This window comes from Vibrio sp. M60_M70 (assembly GCF_037162085.1).
Lineage (GTDB): Bacteria > Pseudomonadota > Gammaproteobacteria > Enterobacterales > Vibrionaceae > Vibrio > Vibrio diabolicus.
In genome coordinates this window covers 2997089-3017945 of sequence record NZ_JARLUL010000001.1, presented here as the reverse complement: position 1 = coordinate 3017945, position 20857 = coordinate 2997089, and the positions used below count along the sequence as shown (strand labels likewise).

Genomic DNA, 20857 nt, shown 5'->3' with positions numbered 1-20857 from the left:
GATAGAGCAGTAGATGAAAAAGCAACGAGCCTTTCTTAAATGGGCAGGAGGAAAATACGGACTGGTTGAAGACATCCAACGTCATTTACCGCCGGCTCGAAAGCTAGTTGAACCTTTTGTTGGCGCGGGCTCAGTGTTTCTGAATACCGACTATGACCATTACCTACTGGCAGATATCAATCCAGATCTGATCAATCTGTACAACCTACTAAAAGAGCGCCCTGAAGAGTATATCTCTGAAGCGAAGCGTTGGTTTGTTGCCGAGAATAACCGTAAAGAAGCCTACTTACACATTCGCGCTGAGTTTAATAAAACAGATGACGTGATGTACCGCTCTTTGGCGTTTTTGTACATGAACCGCTTTGGTTTTAATGGCCTATGCCGTTACAACAAAAAAGGCGGCTTTAACGTTCCGTTTGGTTCATATAAAAAACCTTACTTCCCAGAGGCGGAATTGGAGTTTTTGCCGAAAAAGCCAAGAAAGCCACGTTCGTTTGTGAAGGTTATCCAGAAACTTTTCGCCGAGCACGTAAGGGGAGTGTGGTGTATTGCGATCCTCCTTATGCGCCGCTTTCAAACACGGCAAATTTCACCTCATACGCAGGTAATGGTTTCACGTTGGATGACCAGGCTGCATTAGCCGACATTGCTGAAAGAACGGCGACTGAGCGTGGTATTCCGGTTTTGATTTCTAACCACGACACTACGCTGACGCGTCGGTTGTATCACGGTGCGGATCTCAATGTAGTAAAAGTGAAGCGCACCATTAGCCGCAATGGCAGTGGTCGTAATAAAGTCGATGAGCTGCTTGCGCTTTTTCATGCCCCTGAGATGGATCAACCAAGCTCTTAGTTCTCACACTATTAAATCTAAATAGTGGATCTCCCCACTAGCTTCGGTAGAATTGCGCGCAGATTGTTTGCTCATTACTACTGAGGTCAGGTATGAAAGATTTTCTTATTGCTCCATCCATTTTATCGGCAGATTTTGCTCGTCTCGGTGAAGATGTCGAGAAAGTACTCGCAGCGGGTGCGGATGTGGTGCATTTCGACGTTATGGATAACCACTATGTACCAAACCTGACTTTTGGTGCGCCTGTATGTAAAGCACTACGCGATTACGGCATCACAGCGCCAATCGATGTTCACCTAATGGTGAAACCGGTTGACCGCATTATTCCTGATTTCGCAAAAGCGGGTGCGTCGATGATTACATTCCATGTGGAAGCTTCCGATCATGTAGACCGTACACTGCAGTTAATTAAAGAGCACGGCTGTCAGGCTGGTGTGGTACTAAACCCAGCAACGCCACTTGCGAGCCTTGAGTTCATCATGGACAAAGTCGACATGATTCTACTGATGTCGGTTAACCCTGGCTTTGGTGGTCAATCATTCATTCCTCACACGCTAGATAAACTGCGTGCAGTTCGTAAGATGATCGATGAGTCTGGTCGCGATATCCGTTTAGAAATCGATGGCGGTGTGAAGGTTGACAACATTCGTGAAATCGCAGAAGCGGGCGCAGATATGTTTGTTGCAGGCTCGGCGATTTTCGGTCAGCCAGATTACAAACAAGTGATCGACCAAATGCGCACGGAACTGGCTGAAGTAAAATAAGTCCCTATATACGCGCGATAATGCCCTGATTTTAAAGGCTGTCACTTTATTGGCAGCCTTTGTTATTTCTAGGGCGTGTTGATCTTTCGTGAGTGTTTTTTGAACAGCATGGTAAAGAGTTATAATTTGCTTCGCCAAAAGTAAAACTATAACCAATACCATGCCAAGAACAATGCTAACTGATATTCGCTGGGAACTGCTACTCCAAGTTATGAAAAGTACAGGTCGTATTTACGATAAAACTGAACATCGAATGACATTTGAAGGAATACTTTATCGAATGAGAACAGGTGTTCCTTGGCGAGATCTCCCCTCTGAGTTCGGAGAGTGGAGTAGCGTTTACAGACGATTTAATCTTTGGTCAAAGAAAGGGGTTTTAGATAAACTTTTCAAAAGCTTATCTAGTATGGCTGATTTTGAATGGGTCTTTCTTGATGGCTCTATAGTTCGAGCGCATCAGCATAGTACAGGTGCAGCGACTGAAAGCTCAGAGCAAATAGGAAAAAGTCGCGGGGGCAACTCAACCAAAATTCACTTAGCCGTGGATAGTGGCGGCCTGCCGATTTGCTTTGATTTATCAGAAGGACAACGCCACGATATAGTACATGCCGAAAGCTTAGTTGAGCAACTCGATGAAGTTAATACCATCGTTTGTGATAAAGGATATGACAGCGAACCTTTCCGTACTTTTGTTAAGGAACGTGGCGGAGAAACGGTAATTGCTAAACGCAATTACGGACAAGATATAGACAAAGACAGCATGGATTGGTGTCTATATAAGTATCGTCACTTGGTCGAAAATGCCTTTGGGAGAATTAAGCATTATCGAGCTATTTCAAGTAGATATGACAAGCTAGAAAGGAATTATGCCAGCATGTTATCGCTGGCATTCATGTTAATGTGGCTACCGATGTATTGTTGATCACGAAATGTACAGCAAAGATCAACACGCCCTAGTGTTGGATGAAATAAAATATCCCCTGCGTTGAGCAAATAATCACTTGCCTATTTTGCGCCCTTTCTGTACTATTCGTGCTCCTTAAACTCAGTCAATTATCTTTAGTTCCTTGCTTCCTCTGGACGACTGAGCCATTTGTGGAAGCTGAATAATCCGTAAGGAGCAACCAATGCGTCATTACGAAATCGTATTCATGGTGCACCCAGATCAAAGCGAGCAAGTTGCTGGCATGATCGAGCGTTACACTGGTTCAATCACTGAAGCTGGCGGTAAAATCCACCGTCTAGAAGACTGGGGCCGTCGTCAACTGGCTTACCCAATCAACAAGCTTCACAAAGCTCACTACGTTCTTATGAACGTTGAAGCTGACCAAGCTGTAATTGATGAGCTAGAAACTGCTTTCCGTTTCAACGATGCAGTTCTACGTAACATGATCATGCGTACTAAAGCAGCGATCACTGAGCAATCTATCATGCTTAAGCAAAAAGAAGAGCGTGCTCCACGTCGTGAAGAGCGTTCTGAAGCTAAGCCTGAAGCTAAGTCAGAAGCTGCTGAGTAAGTTTTCTTATGGCCAATCGAATGGAGCTGAGCGGCACCATTGCCAAACCGCCCATTCGTAGTAAAAGCCCTGGTGGCATTGAACACTGTCGGTTTTGGCTGGAGCATCGCTCTACTATTATCGAAGCTGACTTACCTCGACAAGTTTATTGTCGTATGCCGGTAGTCGTCAGCGGGCTTGGGTCACAAGCACTAACTCAGAATTTAGTTCAAGGCAGTAACATTAAGGTAAGTGGTTTTGTCACTTATCAAACCGGCCGAAATGGCGTGGGAAAATTAGTGTTACACGCCGACAACATTACTCAAATTTAAGATCAGGAGATAGCCCATGGCTCGTTTCTTCCGTCGTCGTAAATTCTGCCGTTTCACTGCAGAAGGCGTACAAGAGATTGATTACAAAGACGTAGCAACTCTTAAAAACTACATCACTGAAGCTGGTAAAATCGTACCTAGCCGTATCACTGGTACAAGCGCTAAGTACCAGCGTCAACTAGCACGTGCTATCAAGCGTTCACGCTACCTAGCTCTACTACCGTACACTGACAAGCATCAGTAATCGGTTCATTTTATTAAGAAAGAGGATTAAGCAATGCAAGTTATTCTACTTGATAAAATTGGTAACCTAGGTGGTCTTGGCGATACTGCAAACGTTAAATCTGGCTACGCTCGTAACTTCCTTATCCCACAAGGTAAAGCAGTTATGGCAACTAAAGCTAACGTTGAAATGTTTGAAGCTCGTCGTGCTGAACTAGAAGCTAAAGTTGCTGAGCAACTAGCTGCTGCAGAAGCTCGCGCAGAGAAAGTTAACGCTCTAGAAGCTGTAGTTATCGCTTCTAAAGCTGGTGACGAAGGCAAACTATTCGGTTCTATCGGTACTCGTGACATCGCTGACGCTATCACAGCTGCGGGCGTTGAAGTTGCTAAGAGCGAAGTTCGCCTTCCTGAAGGTGCTCTACGTACAACAGGTGAGTTCGAGATCAGCGTTCAACTTCACTCTGAAGTTTTCGCAACTGTGAACCTACAAGTTGTTGCTGCTGAGTAATTCAGTATCAAGACGAAATACTAAAAAGCACCTCTTCGGAGGTGCTTTTTTTATTTCTAAAACTGGGAGAAAAAACGGGTTAAAAAGCGAAGAGTAAATTAACGGAAAATACGCTATCCGCTTTGCTTAAGCCTTCAGGCACTTTATCGTGATACTGACGAGAGTGTGCCAGTTTCAGTGCAATATCTTCAGTAATATCATTGGTCACGCTGAGTTCACTATCGGCCCGAGTGTTACTTTTACCTGTTACCAACGTAATATCAGCCGCGAAACTCAAATTATCTAGTGCGTGCCAAGTCGTATTGATATTCCCTCGAAAAATGCCTTCTCGAACGATATCGGGAAAGACAATGTCGTCATCATCGATCTCATCTAAATTTGGTTCTTGATAACGAAAACCAGGACCAACTTCTACCTCTAAAATGAAGTTTTCAGTGTAGGAAAACTGGTAACCCAAACCACCTGATAAGGTGTAGTCTTTAAAATAGGCACTGTAACGAGAATCCACCCCTTTAAAGCTGCCATACAAATACGTTTTAGGACCTAACTTGTAGTCACTCTGTAGGGCGTAGGTGGATGAGCGTTTGTCTTCTTCACCGTCTTTGTACAAGTTGTAGTACTTCCATTCACCATTAGAACGGTGTCGACCTGACGTATATTCAGCACTCAAACGAGCATTCAGGGAACGAGAGTCCGTGTTACCTGTGTGAGCTTGATAGCCGAACTCCACCTCGGTTTTTAATGGGTCGGGCACATCAATATTTTGCTCTGGCTGTACTGATTCGTCAGCATACGATGCACTAGCGCATAGTAAGCTAAAGCTAAGTAACCAGTATCGGGACACATCAACCTCGAACGTAATTAAAAAGGAGGGGCATGATACTGATACAGATATTTTGTTGGGTCAATGGTAGGTTAATTTTTATTAGAGCTGGGCGGAAGAACCAGGCTATTACTTGTGCGGTTCGCATGTTGATTTCTTAACAAGTAATTGTCGCTTCGGGGAAGCATCTCAGTTAGGTTAAGGTTATAATCGTGGGTCAATAGTAGTTATCGAGCAAAGTCATGGCGGAAAACAGAAATCGCAAACCTTCAGACAGTCAGGTCGACGCAATCAAAGTGCCACCTCACTCACTAGAAGCCGAGCAATCAGTAATTGGTGGTCTCTTACTGGACAATGAACGTTGGGACACCGTTGCCGAACGTGTTGTAAGCAGTGATTTCTATAGTCGTCCGCATCGCCTGATTTTTGAAGGTGTAAAAACCATTCTTGAAGCGGGCAAGCCTCTCGATCTTATTACTTTATCGGAATACCTGGAGCGTCACGAGCAATTAGAAGATGTGGGCGGCTTTGCTTACCTTGCAGATTTGGCGAAAAATACGCCAAGTGCCGCTAACATTAATGCGTACGCTGATATTGTTGCCGAACGTGCGATCGTCCGTGGTTTGATCGGTGTCGCGAATGAGATTGCGGATGCGGGTTACGATCCTCAAGGTCGAAGTTCGGAAGATCTGATTGATATGGCGGAGAGTAAAGTTTTCGCCATCGCTGAGTCACGAACCAGTGAAAACGAAGGGCCACAAAATGTCGATAACATCCTCGAAAAGACGTTAGAACGTATCGAGTTGTTATATAAAACGCCGCAAGATGGTGTAACGGGTGTCGACACAGGTTTCACTGACCTCAATAAGAAAACCGCAGGTTTGCAAGGTTCTGATTTGGTGATTGTCGCGGCGCGTCCATCGATGGGTAAAACGACCTTTGCGATGAACTTGTGTGAAAATGCGGCCATGCAACAAGAGAAGCCTGTGCTTATTTTCTCGCTAGAGATGCCAGCCGAGCAGTTGATGATGCGTATGTTGGCCTCTTTGTCTCGCGTTGACCAAACCAAGATCCGTACGGGTCAGTTGGATGACGAAGACTGGGCGCGTATTTCTTCTACTATGGGTATCTTGATGCAGAAGAAAAACATGTACATTGATGACAGCTCCGGTCTAACTCCGACCGAAGTGCGTTCACGCGCTCGCCGTATCGCACGTGAACATGGCGGTCTGTCGATGATCATGGTCGACTACCTTCAACTTATGCGCGTGCCTGCACTCTCTGATAACCGTACGCTGGAAATTGCGGAGATATCGCGCTCTCTGAAAGCGCTGGCAAAAGAGCTGAATGTGCCCGTCGTGGCGCTGTCTCAGCTTAACCGTTCCCTAGAGCAACGTTCAGATAAACGCCCAGTAAACTCGGACTTGCGTGAGTCGGGCTCTATCGAGCAGGATGCCGACTTGATCATGTTCATCTACCGTGACGAGGTGTATCACCCAGATAGCCCATACAAAGGTACGGCAGAAATCATCATTGGTAAGCAACGTAACGGTCCTATCGGCTCTGTGCGTCTCACCTTCCAAGGTCAACACTCGCGCTTTGACAACTACGCGGGTCCTGCATTCGATATTGATGATGAGTAACCCCATGAGCTATATGAAAGCGGCCAAGGCGTGCATTGATTTGTCTGCGTTGCAGCACAACTTACAGCGCGTGAAAGCGCAAGCGCCCCAAAGTAAAGTGATGGCTGTAGTGAAGGCCAATGGCTATGGTCACGGATTACGTCACGTTGCAAAACATGCCAACCATGCGGATGCGTTTGGTGTGGCTCGCATTGAAGAAGCGTTGCAACTGCGCGCTTGTGGCGTGGTAAAGCCGATTCTATTGCTAGAAGGTTTTTACTCTCCAGGTGACTTACCTGTTCTTGTGACGAACAACATCCAAACCGTGGTGCATTGTGAAGAGCAGCTTATCGCTTTGGAGCAAGCCGACCTTGAAACTCCGGTTGTCGTGTGGCTTAAGATTGACAGTGGGATGCACCGTCTTGGCGTTCGCCCTGAGCAATATGATGAGTTTGTCACGCGGTTGAAAGAGTGTCCAAACGTAGCCAAGCCGTTACGTTACATGAGTCACTTTGGCTGTGCAGATGAGCTGGATAGCCATATCACTCCCCAACAGATTGAGCTGTTTAAGTCGTTGACCTCTGGTTGTCAGGGGGAGCGTTCACTTGCGGCCTCTGCGGGGTTGTTGGCATGGCCTCAAAGCCATTTGGATTGGGTTCGTCCGGGCATCATCATGTATGGTGTATCGCCATTTGATGACAAGACCGCACAAGATCTGGGGTATCAACCCGTGATGACACTTAAATCCCATCTTATTGCGGTACGTGAAGTTAAGAAGGGCGAAAGTGTTGGCTACGGCGGTATGTGGACCAGTAAGCGAGATACAAAAGTCGGTGTCATCGCAGTAGGGTATGGCGACGGTTACCCAAGAAGTGCCCCGAATGGCACTCCGGTTTGGGTAAATGGTCGTAAAGTACCTATCGCAGGTCGAGTTTCCATGGATATGCTGACGGTCGATTTGGGACCAGATGCAACGGATAAAGTCAGCGACGAAGCGATTCTTTGGGGGAAAGAGCTCCCAGTAGAAGAAGTGGCGGGTCACATTGGTACCATTGCGTATGAACTCGTGACTAAGCTAACGCCTCGCGTCGAGATGGAGTACTCAAAATAAACAGCGAAAGGCTAACCTAAGGTTAGCCTTTGTTTTATCTACTCACCGTTAATCGTAGCAATAACGCGGCGGCCGCCGCCATAGTCTCGGTGCTCACCTAAGTAAATGCCCTGCCATGTTCCTAAAGCTAATCGACCATTTTGGATTGGTATCGTCACACTACTGCCAAGTAGGGATGCTTTAATGTGTGCTGGCATGTCGTCATCCCCCTCATAGGTGTGCTGATAATAAGGAGCACGCTCTGGCACAAACTTATTGAAGTGCGCTTCCATATCCATACGCACGGTTGGATCAGCATTCTCATTTAAGGTCAAACTGGCGGAGGTATGTTGAATAAATAGGTGTAATAAACCTACTGAAAGCTCGTTTATTTGTGGTAATTGTTGTTCAATTTCATCAGTTATTAGGTGAAAACCGCGGCTTCTCGCTTTTAATTGCAGTGTTTTTTGTGCCCACATACGTGTTCCTTTGGAAATTTATAAATTGGCGTCTATCCTATTCCAATTAGAGCCTGTCATTAGTAAGTGATATGATTCTTGTCATCGTAAATGAATTGTTCATTTTCAGGGCAGGGAACGTGACCTAACTCAATGTGAGTGTAAATACTCTCAGTCATAATTGGCACCTGAAAAAAAATTACAAAGACTTGTTTTGTGGCAATTCGCCCAAACATCTAATTAATATTCTATTTGCTAAATCGGGGATTCCACAGTTTTCGCTAGACTGTAAGGAATGGAACCTACTGTAACATCGGGATAAAGACCATGTTGAAAAATATCAATCCAACGCAAACACAAGCTTGGAAAGCGCTAACTGCGCATTTCGAATCTGCACAAGATATGGATCTTAAAGAGTTATTTGCTCAAGACGCAGCGCGTTTCGACAAATACTCTGCACGTTTCGGCTCAGACATCCTAGTCGATTACTCAAAGAACCTCATCAATGAGGAAACTCTGAAGCACCTGTTCGCTCTTGCGAACGAGACTGAGCTGAAATCTGCAATTGAAGCGATGTTCAGTGGCGAAGCGATCAACCAAACAGAAGGTCGCGCTGTTCTTCACACTGCACTACGTAATCGCGCGAATACACCAGTAATGGTAGACGGCGAAGACGTAATGCCAGCAGTGAACGCGGTTCTAGAAAAAATGAAATCATTCACTGAACGCGTTATCGGCGGTGAGTGGAAAGGTTACACAGGTAAAGCAATTACAGATATCGTGAACATCGGTATCGGTGGTTCTGACCTTGGCCCTTACATGGTGACGGAAGCTCTAGCACCATACAAAAATCATCTAAACCTTCACTTCGTATCTAACGTTGATGGTACTCACATCGTTGAAACGTTGAAGAAAGTTAACCCAGAAACGACGCTATTCTTGATCGCGTCTAAGACGTTCACAACGCAAGAAACCATGACTAACGCGCACACTGCTCGTGATTGGTTCCTAGAGTCAGCGGGCGATCAAGCGCACGTGGCTAAGCACTTTGCTGCGCTTTCAACGAACGCGACAGCCGTGTCTGAATTCGGTATCGATACCGCGAACATGTTCGAATTCTGGGACTGGGTTGGTGGCCGTTACTCACTATGGTCTGCAATCGGTTTATCAATCGCATTAGCGGTAGGTTACGACAACTTCGTTGAGCTGCTTGAAGGTGCTCACGAGATGGACAAGCACTTCGTATCAACAGACCTAGAAAGCAACATCCCTGTGATCCTTGCGCTTATCGGTATTTGGTACAACAACTTCCACGGTGCGGAATCAGAAGCTATCTTACCTTACGATCAGTACATGCACCGTTTCGCGGCGTACTTCCAGCAAGGTAACATGGAATCAAACGGTAAATACGTTGACCGTGAAGGCAATGCCGTGACTTACCAAACGGGCCCTATTATTTGGGGGGAACCAGGTACCAACGGTCAGCACGCGTTCTACCAGCTAATTCACCAAGGCACTAAGCTGATCCCATGTGACTTCATTGCACCTGCAATTAGCCACAACCCAGCTAGCGATCATCACCAAAAACTGATGTCTAACTTCTTCGCGCAAACTGAAGCTCTAGCGTTTGGTAAGAATGAAGAAACCGTGAAAGAAGAGTTGGTGAAAGTAGGTAAGAATGCTGAAGAAGTGGCAGCGATCGCGCCATTCAAAGTGTTTGAAGGTAACCGTCCAACAAACTCTATCCTAGTGAAGCAAATCACGCCTCGTACGCTGGGTAACTTGATCGCAATGTACGAACACAAAATTTTCGTACAAGGTGTTATCTGGAATATCTTCAGCTTTGACCAATGGGGCGTGGAGCTAGGTAAACAACTGGCTAACCAAATCCTACCTGAGCTTGCAGACGAGTCTCAAATCAGCTCGCATGACAGCTCAACAAATGGTCTAATCAACGCATTTAAAGCGTTCAAAGCTTAATGTTTGGTTTGAATAGATAAAGAAAAGGTCAGCAAATGCTGACCTTTTTTATTGCCTGAGGCAAAAATAAAATAGGGGCCAGTGCCAACCTATTTTTTCTCTTTTATTCGAAGCAAATTTCGATAAAGGCATTTCCCCATTGGGAAGAGAAAGGCATGATGATGATTGATCCCTCACACTTGTGGCGAATCGTATGGCCTCGGCCAGAAACCACTACCGGTGTTGCCATATCGAAATCAAAACCACTTTCCGCCAGAATGCGTTTCGCACCACCAGTAACCATGTTGGTGATCTCACCCACCATATCGGTGACCTCTTCATTGAGTCCATTTGGACGCTCACCAAGCATGTTCTGCATGATTTCTAGAGCTAGCGCTTCATCAAAGGTAATCGACATTGAACCACGAGTTTGTGGACCTACCATGCCAATCAGACCAGAAACGTCACCTCGTGCGATCTCATCTTTTTTGATTCGCGGTTTTTGTGGCTTCAGCTCAAGAGAAGCCATGGTTTTTAGCACGTTCATTAAAGAAGCTAAAAACGGGTTTACAAATTCAGCGCGCATAACGTTCTTCTATACTTTTTCTTTCGTCTCGGAGGAACAGGCCTGGCATTCACCATGAGTTTCAATAACTTGGTTGGTCAGTTTGAATCCATGCTTCTCGGCGTTTTCGGCTAACAAGGATATCAGCGTCTCATCTTCGAGTTCAACGACATCACCACATTTATCGCAAATTAGTAATTGGAAAAAGTGCTGCTGAGTATTGAAAGAACAACAAGTAATAAAGCTATTTGTCGATTCCACTCGGTGGATGAAGCCTTGCTCTAGGAGAAAATCTAATGCTCGATAAACAGTGGGAGGCTTAGCCTGAGGCTCACTCTCTTTTAGTTGCTCCAATAGCTCATACGCACTTGAGGCGCGGCGATTAGAACAAATGAGTTCAAATACGCGTCGGCGTTGCGGAGTCAATCGTACTCCACGCTCTGCGCAGATACTTTCAATTTGTTCAATGATTGTTGGGTTCAAACCTTTCACCATAACTATCGGACGTGCTCTATGATAAATCATTTCTATACGAAGTTCGTTTAGAAATGCTTCATTTTACCCACTATCAGAACGAAAATCATGAATTAAAGCAAGTCGGTGGTGGTGTGAAGTCGGAATAGTCATCACAGAATGAATCAACGAGTGACAGATTCGTATTACTGCTGCATATTCCTAAGCATTTGGCTAGCCAGACAACCAAATCATTCTCGCTGAAACTAGCACCTAGAGGTGCTTGGGTATACAATACCCGACTTATTTTTTGAGCGTACTGCTGCGCTCAACCTTGGCAACATAAAAACGGGTGTTTATATCATGACTCATTCTTGCAGGCTCTCCGTAGCACCAATGCTCGACTGGACCGATCGTCATTGTCGCTACTTCCATCGCTTAATGACCAAAGAAACCCTGCTGTACACTGAAATGGTGACGACAGGTGCGATCATTCATGGAAAAGGAGATTTCCTCGCTTACAACGAAGAAGAGCATCCGTTGGCCCTTCAGTTGGGTGGTTCAAACCCAGAAGACTTGGCAAAGTGTGCCAAACTGGCTCAAGAGCGTGGCTACGATGAGGTTAACCTCAATGTGGGTTGCCCGTCTGACCGTGTACAAAACGGTCGCTTTGGTGCTTGCCTAATGGCAGAACCACAGTTGGTTGCGGATTGTATCGCTGCAATGAAGGATGTGGTTGATATTCCTGTGACAGTCAAGACTCGTATTGGTATTGATGATCAAGATTCTTACGAGTTCTTAACGGATTTTGTTTCTATTGTCTCAGAAAAGGGGGTTGTGAGCAGTTCACTATCCACGCGCGTAAAGCTTGGTTAAGTGGTCTTAGTCCGAAAGAAAACCGTGAGATCCCACCATTGGATTACCCACGAGCTTACCAATTGAAGCAAGATTTTTCTCACTTAACCATTGCGATTAACGGTGGCGTGAAATCATTAGAAGAAGCAAAAGTACATCTTCAGCATCTTGACGGTGTGATGATTGGTCGTGAGGCTTACCAAAGCCCATATCTACTGGCATCGGTAGATCAAGAGTTATTTGGCTCTAATGCTCCAGTGAAGAAACGCAGCGAAATTGTTGAAGAAATGTACCCATACATTGAAGCGCAATTAGCGAAAGGTGCGTACCTTGGTCATATTACCCGTCATATGTTAGGTTTATTCCAAAGCATGCCAGGTGCTCGTCAATGGCGTCGTCATATCAGTGAAAATGCGCACAAGCCGGGTTCTGGTTTAGAAGTGCTGCAAGACGCGTTAGCGAAGATTCCAAAAGAATTGAATGTGTAAAATTCACCAGTGGTTGGCTAAAATTGCCAACTAAAGAATGATAAAGCCAGAGCGCAGAAATGCCTCTGGCTTTATTTTTGAATAAAATCAATGTGTTATAGTCATCTTGGGAAGTTGGTATGGAAACTGCTGTGTTTATTAAAAACAAATGGAGAAGTGATTATGTTGGAGCTAATCTTTATTTTAGTCTTTGCGGCGACCCTATTGGTTACCGGTATCACAATGATGACCGTATTCGCAGCAACCGGTATCGCGTTAGTTGTGATGTTTTTGCTAGGAATGGTCGGAGCGGTACTCAAACTATTGCCATGGTTAATCGTGATTGCATTGGGTGTTTGGTTCTTCAAGAATTACGTTGCCCAGCCCCGCTATAAATAACGAGTGACATGATTTAGTTGATAGAGAGACGTGAGAGTATGGTATATTTCCTCTCACGTCTTCAACGTGAACATCAGCTATCTCGGAGTACACACTACATGACAAATAAAGCGACCATCGCTTTAACAGCATTATCGTTGGCAGTATCTTTTCCTGTTTTTGCAGAATATTCTGTATCGACGAAAGTCGGCGCAGAGATCTGGGCTGCTGACACTAAAGTAAATGAAGTAAGACGAGATAGCAGCACAACAGGCGCATTTTACGCGGCGATTGAGCATGATGTGAAATACGTTCCTAATGCGCGTTTTCGTTACTCGAGCATTGATGCTGATTATATGGGGTTCGATAAGCTCGATTTCACCATGTACTACCAAGTTCTGGAGCATGATTTATTGCATTTTGATGCGGGTGTTACATTCAGTAATTTAAGTGACACTAAATACATTGATGCTGGCTCAAACAAGCGTATAGAAGAGTTTGATGAGCTGATTTGGGCTTGGTACGGTTACGCAGAGATTCAAGTTCCGGACACAAATTTTGATGTGATTGGTGAGATAAACTTTGGTGACAACAAAGGTATCAAAAGCACTGATTTCATGGCCGGTGTTCAATACCATGTACCGCTCGAAAAAGCTCAACTGGCTTTTCGTGGTGGTTACCGCGTGATTGATTTGGAGTCCGAGAAATTCATGTCGGATCTAGGGAAAGAGTTTATTTTTGCTAACGGCTTTTTTGTGAGTGCAGAATACGCATTCTAAATGCAGCCAGATTAGATACTCGATTTTTTAAAACGTCGCTTTATAAGCGGCGTTTTTTTATATCACTTCATTATATCCAATCGAATTTTCTGCCTATTTTGCTGACTTAGACCATGCTTACCTAGGAGCAATGTGAAAGTTAAAGCAGGGATAGCGATGACAATAAACGAACTAAGACATCTATTCCGTGAAAACCAGCTTGTCGAAGCGATTATTGAACCTGCAATCCAAGAGGGTGGCTGGGTTGTGGAGTTCAGACATGCGCGCGGTGGTTTTGTTTTTCTGACGGACAGTCATGGTGAAGAATGTCTTTATGAAGATTTGGATGCAGCGTCAAAATCGGCAATGGCAGTAGGCTTTCAACAAGTCCGCATTGAAGATCGATGAGCAAAAAGTAAGCCGTTCTTACTTCCAAAAAGTTATAAAACATTCACTTCTATTCTTTCTTGTTATTAAGGAGAGTGGGTACTCTATCGTCACGCAATGAATAGGGATGTCGTGATAATGTCTTTTCAAAAGAATGAGTATTCTCACAAGAATGTGTCTGAAGATAATAATGGGCAAGGAGGAAATCCTCCAATCGCAAGCCCTCTGAATGACCAACAAATTAGCTCACTCCAACAAACTGTCTCTGAGTTGTCTTCACAGCAACTTGCTTGGGTCAGTGGGTATTTTTGGGGATTAGCTCAAAATCAACCAAATACAGCGGTAACGCCAATTGCACAAGCGACGGCAGCCGTATCAGCGAAGCCTGCAGGTAAGTTGAGTATTATTTTTGCTTCCCAAACTGGCAACGCTAAAGGCGTTGCTGAAGCTCTAGAACAGGAAGCAAAAGCAGAAGGAATTGCTGTCGAACTTTTTGATGCAAGTGATTACAAAGGTAAAAACTTAGCCAAAGAAACACATGTCATTATTGTGGCATCGACGAATGGCGAAGGCGAAGCACCAGATAACGCTATAGAGCTACACGAGTTTTTGCAATCTAAGAAAGCTCCTAAGCTGTCAAACCTTCAATATGGCGTTATTGCTCTGGGTGACTCGAGCTACGAATTCTTCTGCCAAACCGGTAAAGACTTCGACGCTTACCTATCAAAGTTAGGCGCGACCCCATTTATCGATCGTCTTGATTGCGATGTGGATTATGAAGCACCAGCAGCTGAATGGCGTAAGAATGCGTTAGGTAAGGTAAAAGATACGCTTTCTTCTGGCACTGAAGCGGATGTGGTTCAACTTCCTGTGGGTCAGGCGGCGACTGCGCACTCTCCTTACAATAAACAAAACCCATACACAGCGACGTTACTGACCAGTCAAAAAATCACGGGTCGTGATTCTGGAAAGGATGTTCGTCATATAGAAATTGACTTGGAAGGTTCGGGGTTAACGTATCAGCCTGGTGATGCGCTAGGTGTGTGGTTTGAAAATAGTTCAGAACTTGCTAATGCCATTCTTGGTAAGGTCGGTTTGTCTGGGGTTGAAACCGTTGATGTTGATGGCGAAAGCTTGTCAATCCATAGTGCTCTCGTGAGTAAATATGAAATCACAACATCTAACCCACAGCTCATCACAAAGTTTGCCGAGTTATCCGGTAGTAAGAAGCTACAAAAGCTGGTTGACGATAAAGATAAACTTCGCGAGTACTCTGCCAATACTCAAATTGTTGATGTATTGGCAGAGAAGAAAACCAAGTTAACCGCAGATGAGTTGATTAGTTTGCTTCGTCGTCTTACTCCTCGCCTTTACTCTATTGCATCAAGCCAAGAAGAGGTCGATGAAGAAGTACACCTAACGGTTGCTTTGGTTGAGTACGAACAAAACGACGAAAAACGATATGGTGGTGCGTCTAGCTTCTTAGCACAGCGTCTCGAAGAGGGAGATGAAGTTAAAGTATTCGTTGAGCATAACAACAACTTCAAACTGCCGGAAGATGATAGCACTCCAATTATCATGGTTGGTCCGGGCACTGGGATCGCACCATTCCGTAGCTTTATTCAGGAACGTGAAAACCGTGATGCTGAAGGCAAAAACTGGTTGTTCTTTGGTGATCGCACGTTCACTCAAGACTTCTTGTACCAAGTGGAATGGCAAAAGTACCTCAAGTCAGGAGTACTAAGCCGATTGGATGTTGCCTTTAGTCGTGACCAAGTAGAAAAAGTTTACGTACAACATCGCATCTTAGAAAACGCAGCTCAAGTGTGGCAGTGGATCCAAGAAGGCGCTTATATCTATGTCTGCGGTGATGCAACGCGTATGGCAAAAGATGTGCACGACGCACTGGTTATCGTTGCTGAACAAGAAGGCAAGATGCCGCGTGACGATGCAGAACAATTTATTAATGACCTACGTAAAGCGAAACGTTATCAGAGGGATGTGTACTAATGACTTTTTCTACTGAAAATAACAAGCAGATTGTATTAGGCGAAGAGCTAGGGCCGCTATCTGATAACGAGCGCCTGAAGCGAGAAAGTAACTTATTACGTGGCACCATTGAGCAAGATTTACAGGACCGTATTACTGGTGGCTTTACTGCCGACAACTTCCAGTTAATTCGTTTCCACGGTATGTATCAGCAAGACGATCGTGATATCCGTAATGAACGCACAAAGCAAAAGCTAGAGCCATTGCATAACGTGATGCTTCGTGCTCGCATGCCTGGAGGCATCATCACGCCAACGCAATGGTTAGCGATCGACAAGTTCGCAACGGAGCACTCTTTATATGGAAGTATTCGTCTAACGACGCGCCAAACGTTCCAGTTTCATGGAGTATTGAAACCGAATATTAAGTTGATGCATCAAACGCTCAACAGTATTGGCATTGATTCGATTGCAACCGCGGGTGATGTAAACCGAAACGTGTTGTGTACCACTAACCCGGTCGAATCAGAACTTCATCAAGAAGCTTATGAATGGGCGAAGAAGATCAGTGAACACCTGCTTCCAAAAACACGTGCTTACGCTGAGATTTGGCTGGACGGTGAGAAAGTAGAAAGCACTGAAGAAGATGAACCTATTCTGGGTAAAAACTATTTACCGCGTAAGTTTAAAACCACAGTGGTTATCCCACCGCAAAATGACGTAGATGTACACGCTAACGATCTCAACTTCGTAGCGATTGCAGATAACGGCAAGCTGGTTGGTTTTAACGTCTTGGTCGGCGGCGGCTTAGCGATGACGCATGGCGATACGTCAACCTACCCACGCCGTGCGGACGATTTCGGTTTCATCCCACTAGAAAAAACACTTGATGTGGCGGCTGCGGTTGTCACAACTCAGCGCGACTGGGGTAACCGTTCAAACCGTAAGAACGCAAAAACCAAATACACATTGGATCGTGTAGGTAGCGATGTCTTTAAAGCGGAAGTCGAGAAACGTGCTGGTGTTAAGTTTGAGCAAAGTCGTCCATATGAATTCACGGAACGTGGTGACCGTATTGGTTGGGTAGAAGGAATTGATGGTAAACATCACTTAGCACTTTTCATCGAAAATGGTCGTCTGCTGGACTTCCCAGGTAAACCACTTAAAAAGGGTGTTGCTGAAATTGCCAAAATCCATAAAGGCGATTTCCGTATGACTGCCAACCAGAACTTAATTGTTGCGGGGGTACCTAAAAGCGAAAAAGCGAAGATCGAAAAGATCGCTCGTGAACATGGCTTGATGGATGACAATATCAGTGAGCAGCGCAAAAACTCAATGGCGTGTGTTGCCTTTCCAACGTGTCCGCTAGCGATGGCAGAGGCAGAGCGTTTCCTTCCTCAGTTTGTTACTGATGTGGAGGGGATTTTGGAAAAGCACAACCTACCAGAAAATGACAACATCATTTTGCGTGTAACTGGGTGTCCAAACGGTTGTGGTCGTGCCATGTTGGCTGAAATTGGTTTAGTTGGTAAAGCGCCAGGTCGTTACAACCTACATTTAGGTGGTAACCGTGCTGGTACTCGAGTACCAAAAATGTACAAAGAGAACATCACGGATAAGCAAATATTAGAAGAGATTGATCTGCTGGTGGCTCGATGGTCGAAAGAGCGTGAAGAAGGCGAAGCCTTCGGCGATTTCACTATTCGTGCTGGCATTATCCAAGAAGTGCTCGTATCAAAGAGGGACTTTCATGCTTGATTCTGTAGCATCCAAGCTGGAGCTCACAGAGTTACTGACATTAACAAAGACGGAGCAAATCCTCCGTCTTGCTCAAATTAATGTCGAGCTCGAAAAGCTTTCAGCACAAGAGAGAGTAGCGTGGGCTTTAGATAATCTAGAAGGCGAGTTCGCGGTTTCTTCTAGTTTTGGTATTCAAGCCGCGGTTATGCTTCATTTAGTTACTCGTGCCAAAGCGGACATCCCCATCATTCTAACCGATACCGGTTACCTATTTGCTGAGACGTACCGATTTATCGATGAGCTGACAGATGCTCTCAACCTAAATTTAAAAGTTTATCGAGCCAAAGAAAGTGCGAATTGGCAAGAAGCTCGATATGGAAAATTATGGGAGCGGGGCGTAGAGGGAATTGAAAAATACAACAAGCTCAATAAAGTTGAGCCGATGCGTCGAGCGTTAAAAGAGCTTAATGTTGGAACGTGGTTTTCTGGACTGCGTCGAGAGCAAAGTAAATCACGAGCAGGTTTACCGATACTATCAATTCAGAACGGTGTGTTTAAGTTTTTGCCAGTAATTGACTGGACTAATAAAGACGTTCATTACTACTTAGAACAACACGGCCTTAAATACCACCCATTGTGGGATGAAGGTTACCTTTCAGTTGGTGATACTCATACCACTCGTAAATGGGAGCCGGGAATGTCAGAGGAAGAAACTCGATTCTTTGGTTTAAAACGAGAGTGTGGTTTACATGAAGATGATGGTTCAGAACAAGATGGGTCCGGCATATAACCATAGTGACCTTTAAATCGAGTTTAGAGTAAATAAAGAAAGCTGCAATAAAGCAGCTTTCTTTATTTATAGCACCTGAAAAACACGCTTTATAGAATAACTCTGTGGATAAGTTGTGCGAGTTCTTGGGGTAAAGTTGAATAAATAAAGCTTTGATCGAAAACTCATCGCTTAACCATTATTTTTGCAATTTTTGAAAAATAACGCTTGCCAATGTGAGCGCGATCTCTATAATGCCTCCTCGTCGACAGGGCAAGGCCTCACAAGGGTTTAAGCGAAGTTGATAAGGCTGAAAAGAAAAACGAAATAATTTGAAGAAAGTGTTTGACACAATTAATTATCTCGCTAGAATGGCCGCCTCTTCCGAAGTGATGTCAATCACAAAGAAGAGTTGCTCTTTAACAATATAGACCTATCAATCTGTGTGGGCACTCGTTGATGATAATCCAATTAGATACTTCGGTATCAAATTAGGTTTCAATGAAACGAAGTGACCATTGAATCTTCGGATTCAGCACAGTCAATTCAAACATTACTTTATGTAATGTTCAGTATTCATTGAGCCGAACAAAATCTTAAATTGAAGAGTTTGATCATGGCTCAGATTGAACGCTGGCGGCAGGCCTAACACATGCAAGTCGAGCGGAAACGAGTTATCTGAACCTTCGGGGAACGATAACGGCGTCGAGCGGCGGACGGGTGAGTAATGCCTAGGAAATTGCCCTGATGTGGGGGATAACCATTGGAAACGATGGCTAATACCGCATGATGCCTACGGGCCAAAGAGGGGGACCTTCGGGCCTCTCGCGTCAGGATATGCCTAGGTGGGATTAGCTAGTTGGTGAGGTAAGGGCTCACCAAGGCGACGATCCCTAGCTGGTCTGAGAGGATGATCAGCCACACTGGAACTGAGACACGGTCCAGACTCCTACGGGAGGCAGCAGTGGGGAATATTGCACAATGGGCGCAAGCCTGATGCAGCCATGCCGCGTGTATGAAGAAGGCCTTCGGGTTGTAAAGTACTTTCAGTCGTGAGGAAGGTAGTGTAGTTAATAGCTGCATTATTTGACGTTAGCGACAGAAGAAGCACCGGCTAACTCCGTGCCAGCAGCCGCGGTAATACGGAGGGTGCGAGCGTTAATCGGAATTACTGGGCGTAAAGCGCATGCAGGTGGTTTGTTAAGTCAGATGTGAAAGCCCGGGGCTCAACCTCGGAATAGCATTTGAAACTGGCAGACTAGAGTACTGTAGAGGGGGTAGAATTTCAGGTGTAGCGGTGAAATGCGTAGAGATCTGAAGGAATACCGGTGGCGAAGGCGGCCCCCTGGACAGATACTGACACTCAGATGCGAAAGCGTGGGGAGCAAACAGGATTAGATACCCTGGTAGTCCACGCCGTAAACGATGTCTACTTGGAGGTTGTGGCCTTGAGCCGTGGCTTTCGGAGCTAACGCGTTAAGTAGACCGCCTGGGGAGTACGGTCGCAAGATTAAAACTCAAATGAATTGACGGGGGCCCGCACAAGCGGTGGAGCATGTGGTTTAATTCGATGCAACGCGAAGAACCTTACCTACTCTTGACATCCAGAGAACTTTCCAGAGATGGATTGGTGCCTTCGGGAACTCTGAGACAGGTGCTGCATGGCTGTCGTCAGCTCGTGTTGTGAAATGTTGGGTTAAGTCCCGCAACGAGCGCAACCCTTATCCTTGTTTGCCAGCGAGTAATGTCGGGAACTCCAGGGAGACTGCCGGTGATAAACCGGAGGAAGGTGGGGACGACGTCAAGTCATCATGGCCCTTACGAGTAGGGCTACACACGTGCTACAATGGCGCATACAGAGGGCGGCCAACTTGCGAAAGTGAGCGAATCCCAAAAAGTGCGTCGTAGTCCGGATTGGAGTCTGCAACTCGACTCCATGAAGTCGGAATCGCTAGTAATCGTGGATCAGAATGCCACGGTGAATACGTTCCCGGGCCTTGTACACACCGCCCGTCACACCATGGGAGTGGGCTGCAAAAGAAGTAGGTAGTTTAACCTTCGGGGGGACGCTTACCACTTTGTGGTTCATGACTGGGGTGAAGTCGTAACAAGGTAGCGCTAGGGGAACCTGGCGCTGGATCACCTCCTTAAACGATGATTATTGCGATGAGTGTTCACACAGATTGATGGTTTTGAAGCGAAAGCTTCGAGCTATTATTGCTCTTTAACAATTTGGAAAGCTGACAAAACAACAATTTATTGTTGTTTGTAAAGTTCTCAAAGTATTCATGTATTTGAATACAACTAAAAACACATTCAAGTGTTCTTGGAATTTGAGTCCGACAAAATCGATATGTCTCTCGCTCATTCA

The 20857-nt window shown here is 45.3% G+C and carries 19 protein-coding genes, 1 rRNA gene and 2 pseudogenes; 18 read left to right on the top strand and 4 right to left on the bottom strand.

The window, feature by feature from the left end:
- Nucleotides 1–13 precede the first annotated feature (13 nt).
- The 7 genes and pseudogenes from P4S59_RS14070 to rplI all read left to right on the top strand — a co-directional run bounded on the left by P4S59_RS14070 (nt 14) and on the right by rplI (nt 4174).
- A pseudogene (locus P4S59_RS14070) lies at nt 14–852 on the top strand (Dam family site-specific DNA-(adenine-N6)-methyltransferase).
- Between the two features lie 92 nt (nt 853–944).
- The gene (rpe, locus tag P4S59_RS14065; RefSeq protein WP_005395709.1) at nt 945–1616 is read left to right on the top strand and encodes a ribulose-phosphate 3-epimerase; all 672 of its coding nucleotides are present in this window, start codon (nt 945–947) and stop codon (nt 1614–1616) included.
- 160 nt (nt 1617–1776) lie between these two features.
- Nucleotides 1777–2538, top strand: a complete 762-nt coding sequence (locus tag P4S59_RS14060) for an IS5 family transposase (protein WP_110176700.1) — start codon at nt 1777–1779, stop codon at nt 2536–2538.
- Between the two features lie 205 nt (nt 2539–2743).
- Entirely contained in the window at nt 2744–3133 is a 390-nt protein-coding gene (rpsF, locus tag P4S59_RS14055; RefSeq protein ID WP_005381299.1) for a 30S ribosomal protein S6, read from the top strand.
- An 8-nt stretch (nt 3134–3141) separates the two neighbouring features.
- Entirely contained in the window at nt 3142–3444 is a 303-nt protein-coding gene (priB, locus tag P4S59_RS14050) for a primosomal replication protein N (protein WP_005381298.1), read from the top strand.
- A gap of 16 nt (nt 3445–3460) precedes the next feature.
- Nucleotides 3461–3688 (top strand): 30S ribosomal protein S18, encoded by a 228-nt coding sequence (gene rpsR, locus P4S59_RS14045; RefSeq protein ID WP_000090472.1) that lies wholly within the window; start codon nt 3461–3463, stop codon nt 3686–3688.
- Nucleotides 3689–3721: 33 nt separating this feature from the next.
- Complete coding sequence (gene rplI / locus P4S59_RS14040; RefSeq protein ID WP_005381278.1) at nt 3722–4174, top strand: 50S ribosomal protein L9; 453 nt, start codon at nt 3722–3724, stop codon at nt 4172–4174.
- Nucleotides 4175–4253: 79 nt separating this feature from the next.
- On the opposite strand, the gene P4S59_RS14035 is transcribed toward rplI, so the two are convergent.
- On the bottom strand, nt 4254–5018 hold the full coding sequence (locus tag P4S59_RS14035) for a DUF481 domain-containing protein (RefSeq protein WP_006743223.1): 765 nt from the start codon (nt 5016–5018) through the stop codon (nt 4254–4256).
- 221 nt (nt 5019–5239) lie between these two features.
- On the opposite strand from P4S59_RS14035, the gene P4S59_RS14030 reads away from it, so the two are divergent.
- Together P4S59_RS14030 and alr are read left to right on the top strand one after the other, a co-directional pair.
- Entirely contained in the window at nt 5240–6640 is a 1401-nt protein-coding gene (locus P4S59_RS14030) for a replicative DNA helicase (RefSeq protein ID WP_005395704.1), read from the top strand.
- A 13-nt stretch (nt 6641–6653) separates the two neighbouring features.
- Entirely contained in the window at nt 6654–7730 is a 1077-nt protein-coding gene (alr, locus tag P4S59_RS14025; protein WP_041853013.1) for an alanine racemase, read from the top strand.
- Between the two features lie 38 nt (nt 7731–7768).
- Here alr and P4S59_RS14020 read toward each other — a convergent pair whose 3' ends face one another.
- Complete coding sequence (locus P4S59_RS14020) at nt 7769–8188, bottom strand: secondary thiamine-phosphate synthase enzyme YjbQ (protein ID WP_085344358.1); 420 nt, start codon at nt 8186–8188, stop codon at nt 7769–7771.
- Nucleotides 8189–8494: 306 nt separating this feature from the next.
- Between P4S59_RS14020 and pgi the strand changes: the two genes are divergently transcribed.
- Nucleotides 8495–10147, top strand: a complete 1653-nt coding sequence (gene pgi / locus P4S59_RS14015) for a glucose-6-phosphate isomerase (RefSeq protein WP_257888051.1) — start codon at nt 8495–8497, stop codon at nt 10145–10147.
- A gap of 103 nt (nt 10148–10250) precedes the next feature.
- On the opposite strand, the gene P4S59_RS14010 is transcribed toward pgi, so the two are convergent.
- Together P4S59_RS14010 and zur are read right to left on the bottom strand one after the other, a co-directional pair.
- Complete coding sequence (locus tag P4S59_RS14010) at nt 10251–10712, bottom strand: chemotaxis protein CheX (protein ID WP_005381269.1); 462 nt, start codon at nt 10710–10712, stop codon at nt 10251–10253.
- Between the two features lie 9 nt (nt 10713–10721).
- On the bottom strand, nt 10722–11186 hold the full coding sequence (zur, locus tag P4S59_RS14005; RefSeq protein WP_005381268.1) for a zinc uptake transcriptional repressor Zur: 465 nt from the start codon (nt 11184–11186) through the stop codon (nt 10722–10724).
- A 321-nt stretch (nt 11187–11507) separates the two neighbouring features.
- On the opposite strand from zur, the pseudogene dusA reads away from it, so the two are divergent.
- From dusA to P4S59_RS13965, 8 genes and pseudogenes are all read left to right on the top strand, one after another.
- A pseudogene (gene dusA / locus P4S59_RS14000) lies at nt 11508–12487 on the top strand (tRNA dihydrouridine(20/20a) synthase DusA).
- Between the two features lie 162 nt (nt 12488–12649).
- Nucleotides 12650–12865, top strand: coding sequence for an envelope stress response protein PspG (gene pspG, locus P4S59_RS13995; RefSeq protein ID WP_005398086.1), 216 nt, complete (start codon nt 12650–12652; stop codon nt 12863–12865).
- Between the two features lie 98 nt (nt 12866–12963).
- Entirely contained in the window at nt 12964–13623 is a 660-nt protein-coding gene (locus tag P4S59_RS13990) for a TIGR04219 family outer membrane beta-barrel protein (protein ID WP_164667082.1), read from the top strand.
- Nucleotides 13624–13779: 156 nt separating this feature from the next.
- Nucleotides 13780–14010, top strand: coding sequence for a hypothetical protein (locus tag P4S59_RS13985; RefSeq protein WP_005455817.1), 231 nt, complete (start codon nt 13780–13782; stop codon nt 14008–14010).
- Between the two features lie 117 nt (nt 14011–14127).
- Entirely contained in the window at nt 14128–15999 is a 1872-nt protein-coding gene (locus P4S59_RS13980; RefSeq protein WP_074191318.1) for an assimilatory sulfite reductase (NADPH) flavoprotein subunit, read from the top strand.
- A complete protein-coding gene (gene cysI / locus P4S59_RS13975; protein WP_337168557.1) occupies nt 15999–17735 on the top strand; it encodes an assimilatory sulfite reductase (NADPH) hemoprotein subunit in 1737 nt (578 codons plus the stop codon). Before P4S59_RS13980 ends, cysI begins: the two co-directional genes overlap by 1 nt.
- On the top strand, nt 17728–18507 hold the full coding sequence (locus P4S59_RS13970; RefSeq protein ID WP_337168556.1) for a phosphoadenylyl-sulfate reductase: 780 nt from the start codon (nt 17728–17730) through the stop codon (nt 18505–18507). Before cysI ends, P4S59_RS13970 begins: the two co-directional genes overlap by 8 nt.
- A gap of 577 nt (nt 18508–19084) precedes the next feature.
- A 16S ribosomal RNA gene (locus P4S59_RS13965) occupies nt 19085–20636 on the top strand.
- The last annotated feature ends 221 nt before the right edge of the window (nt 20637–20857 follow it).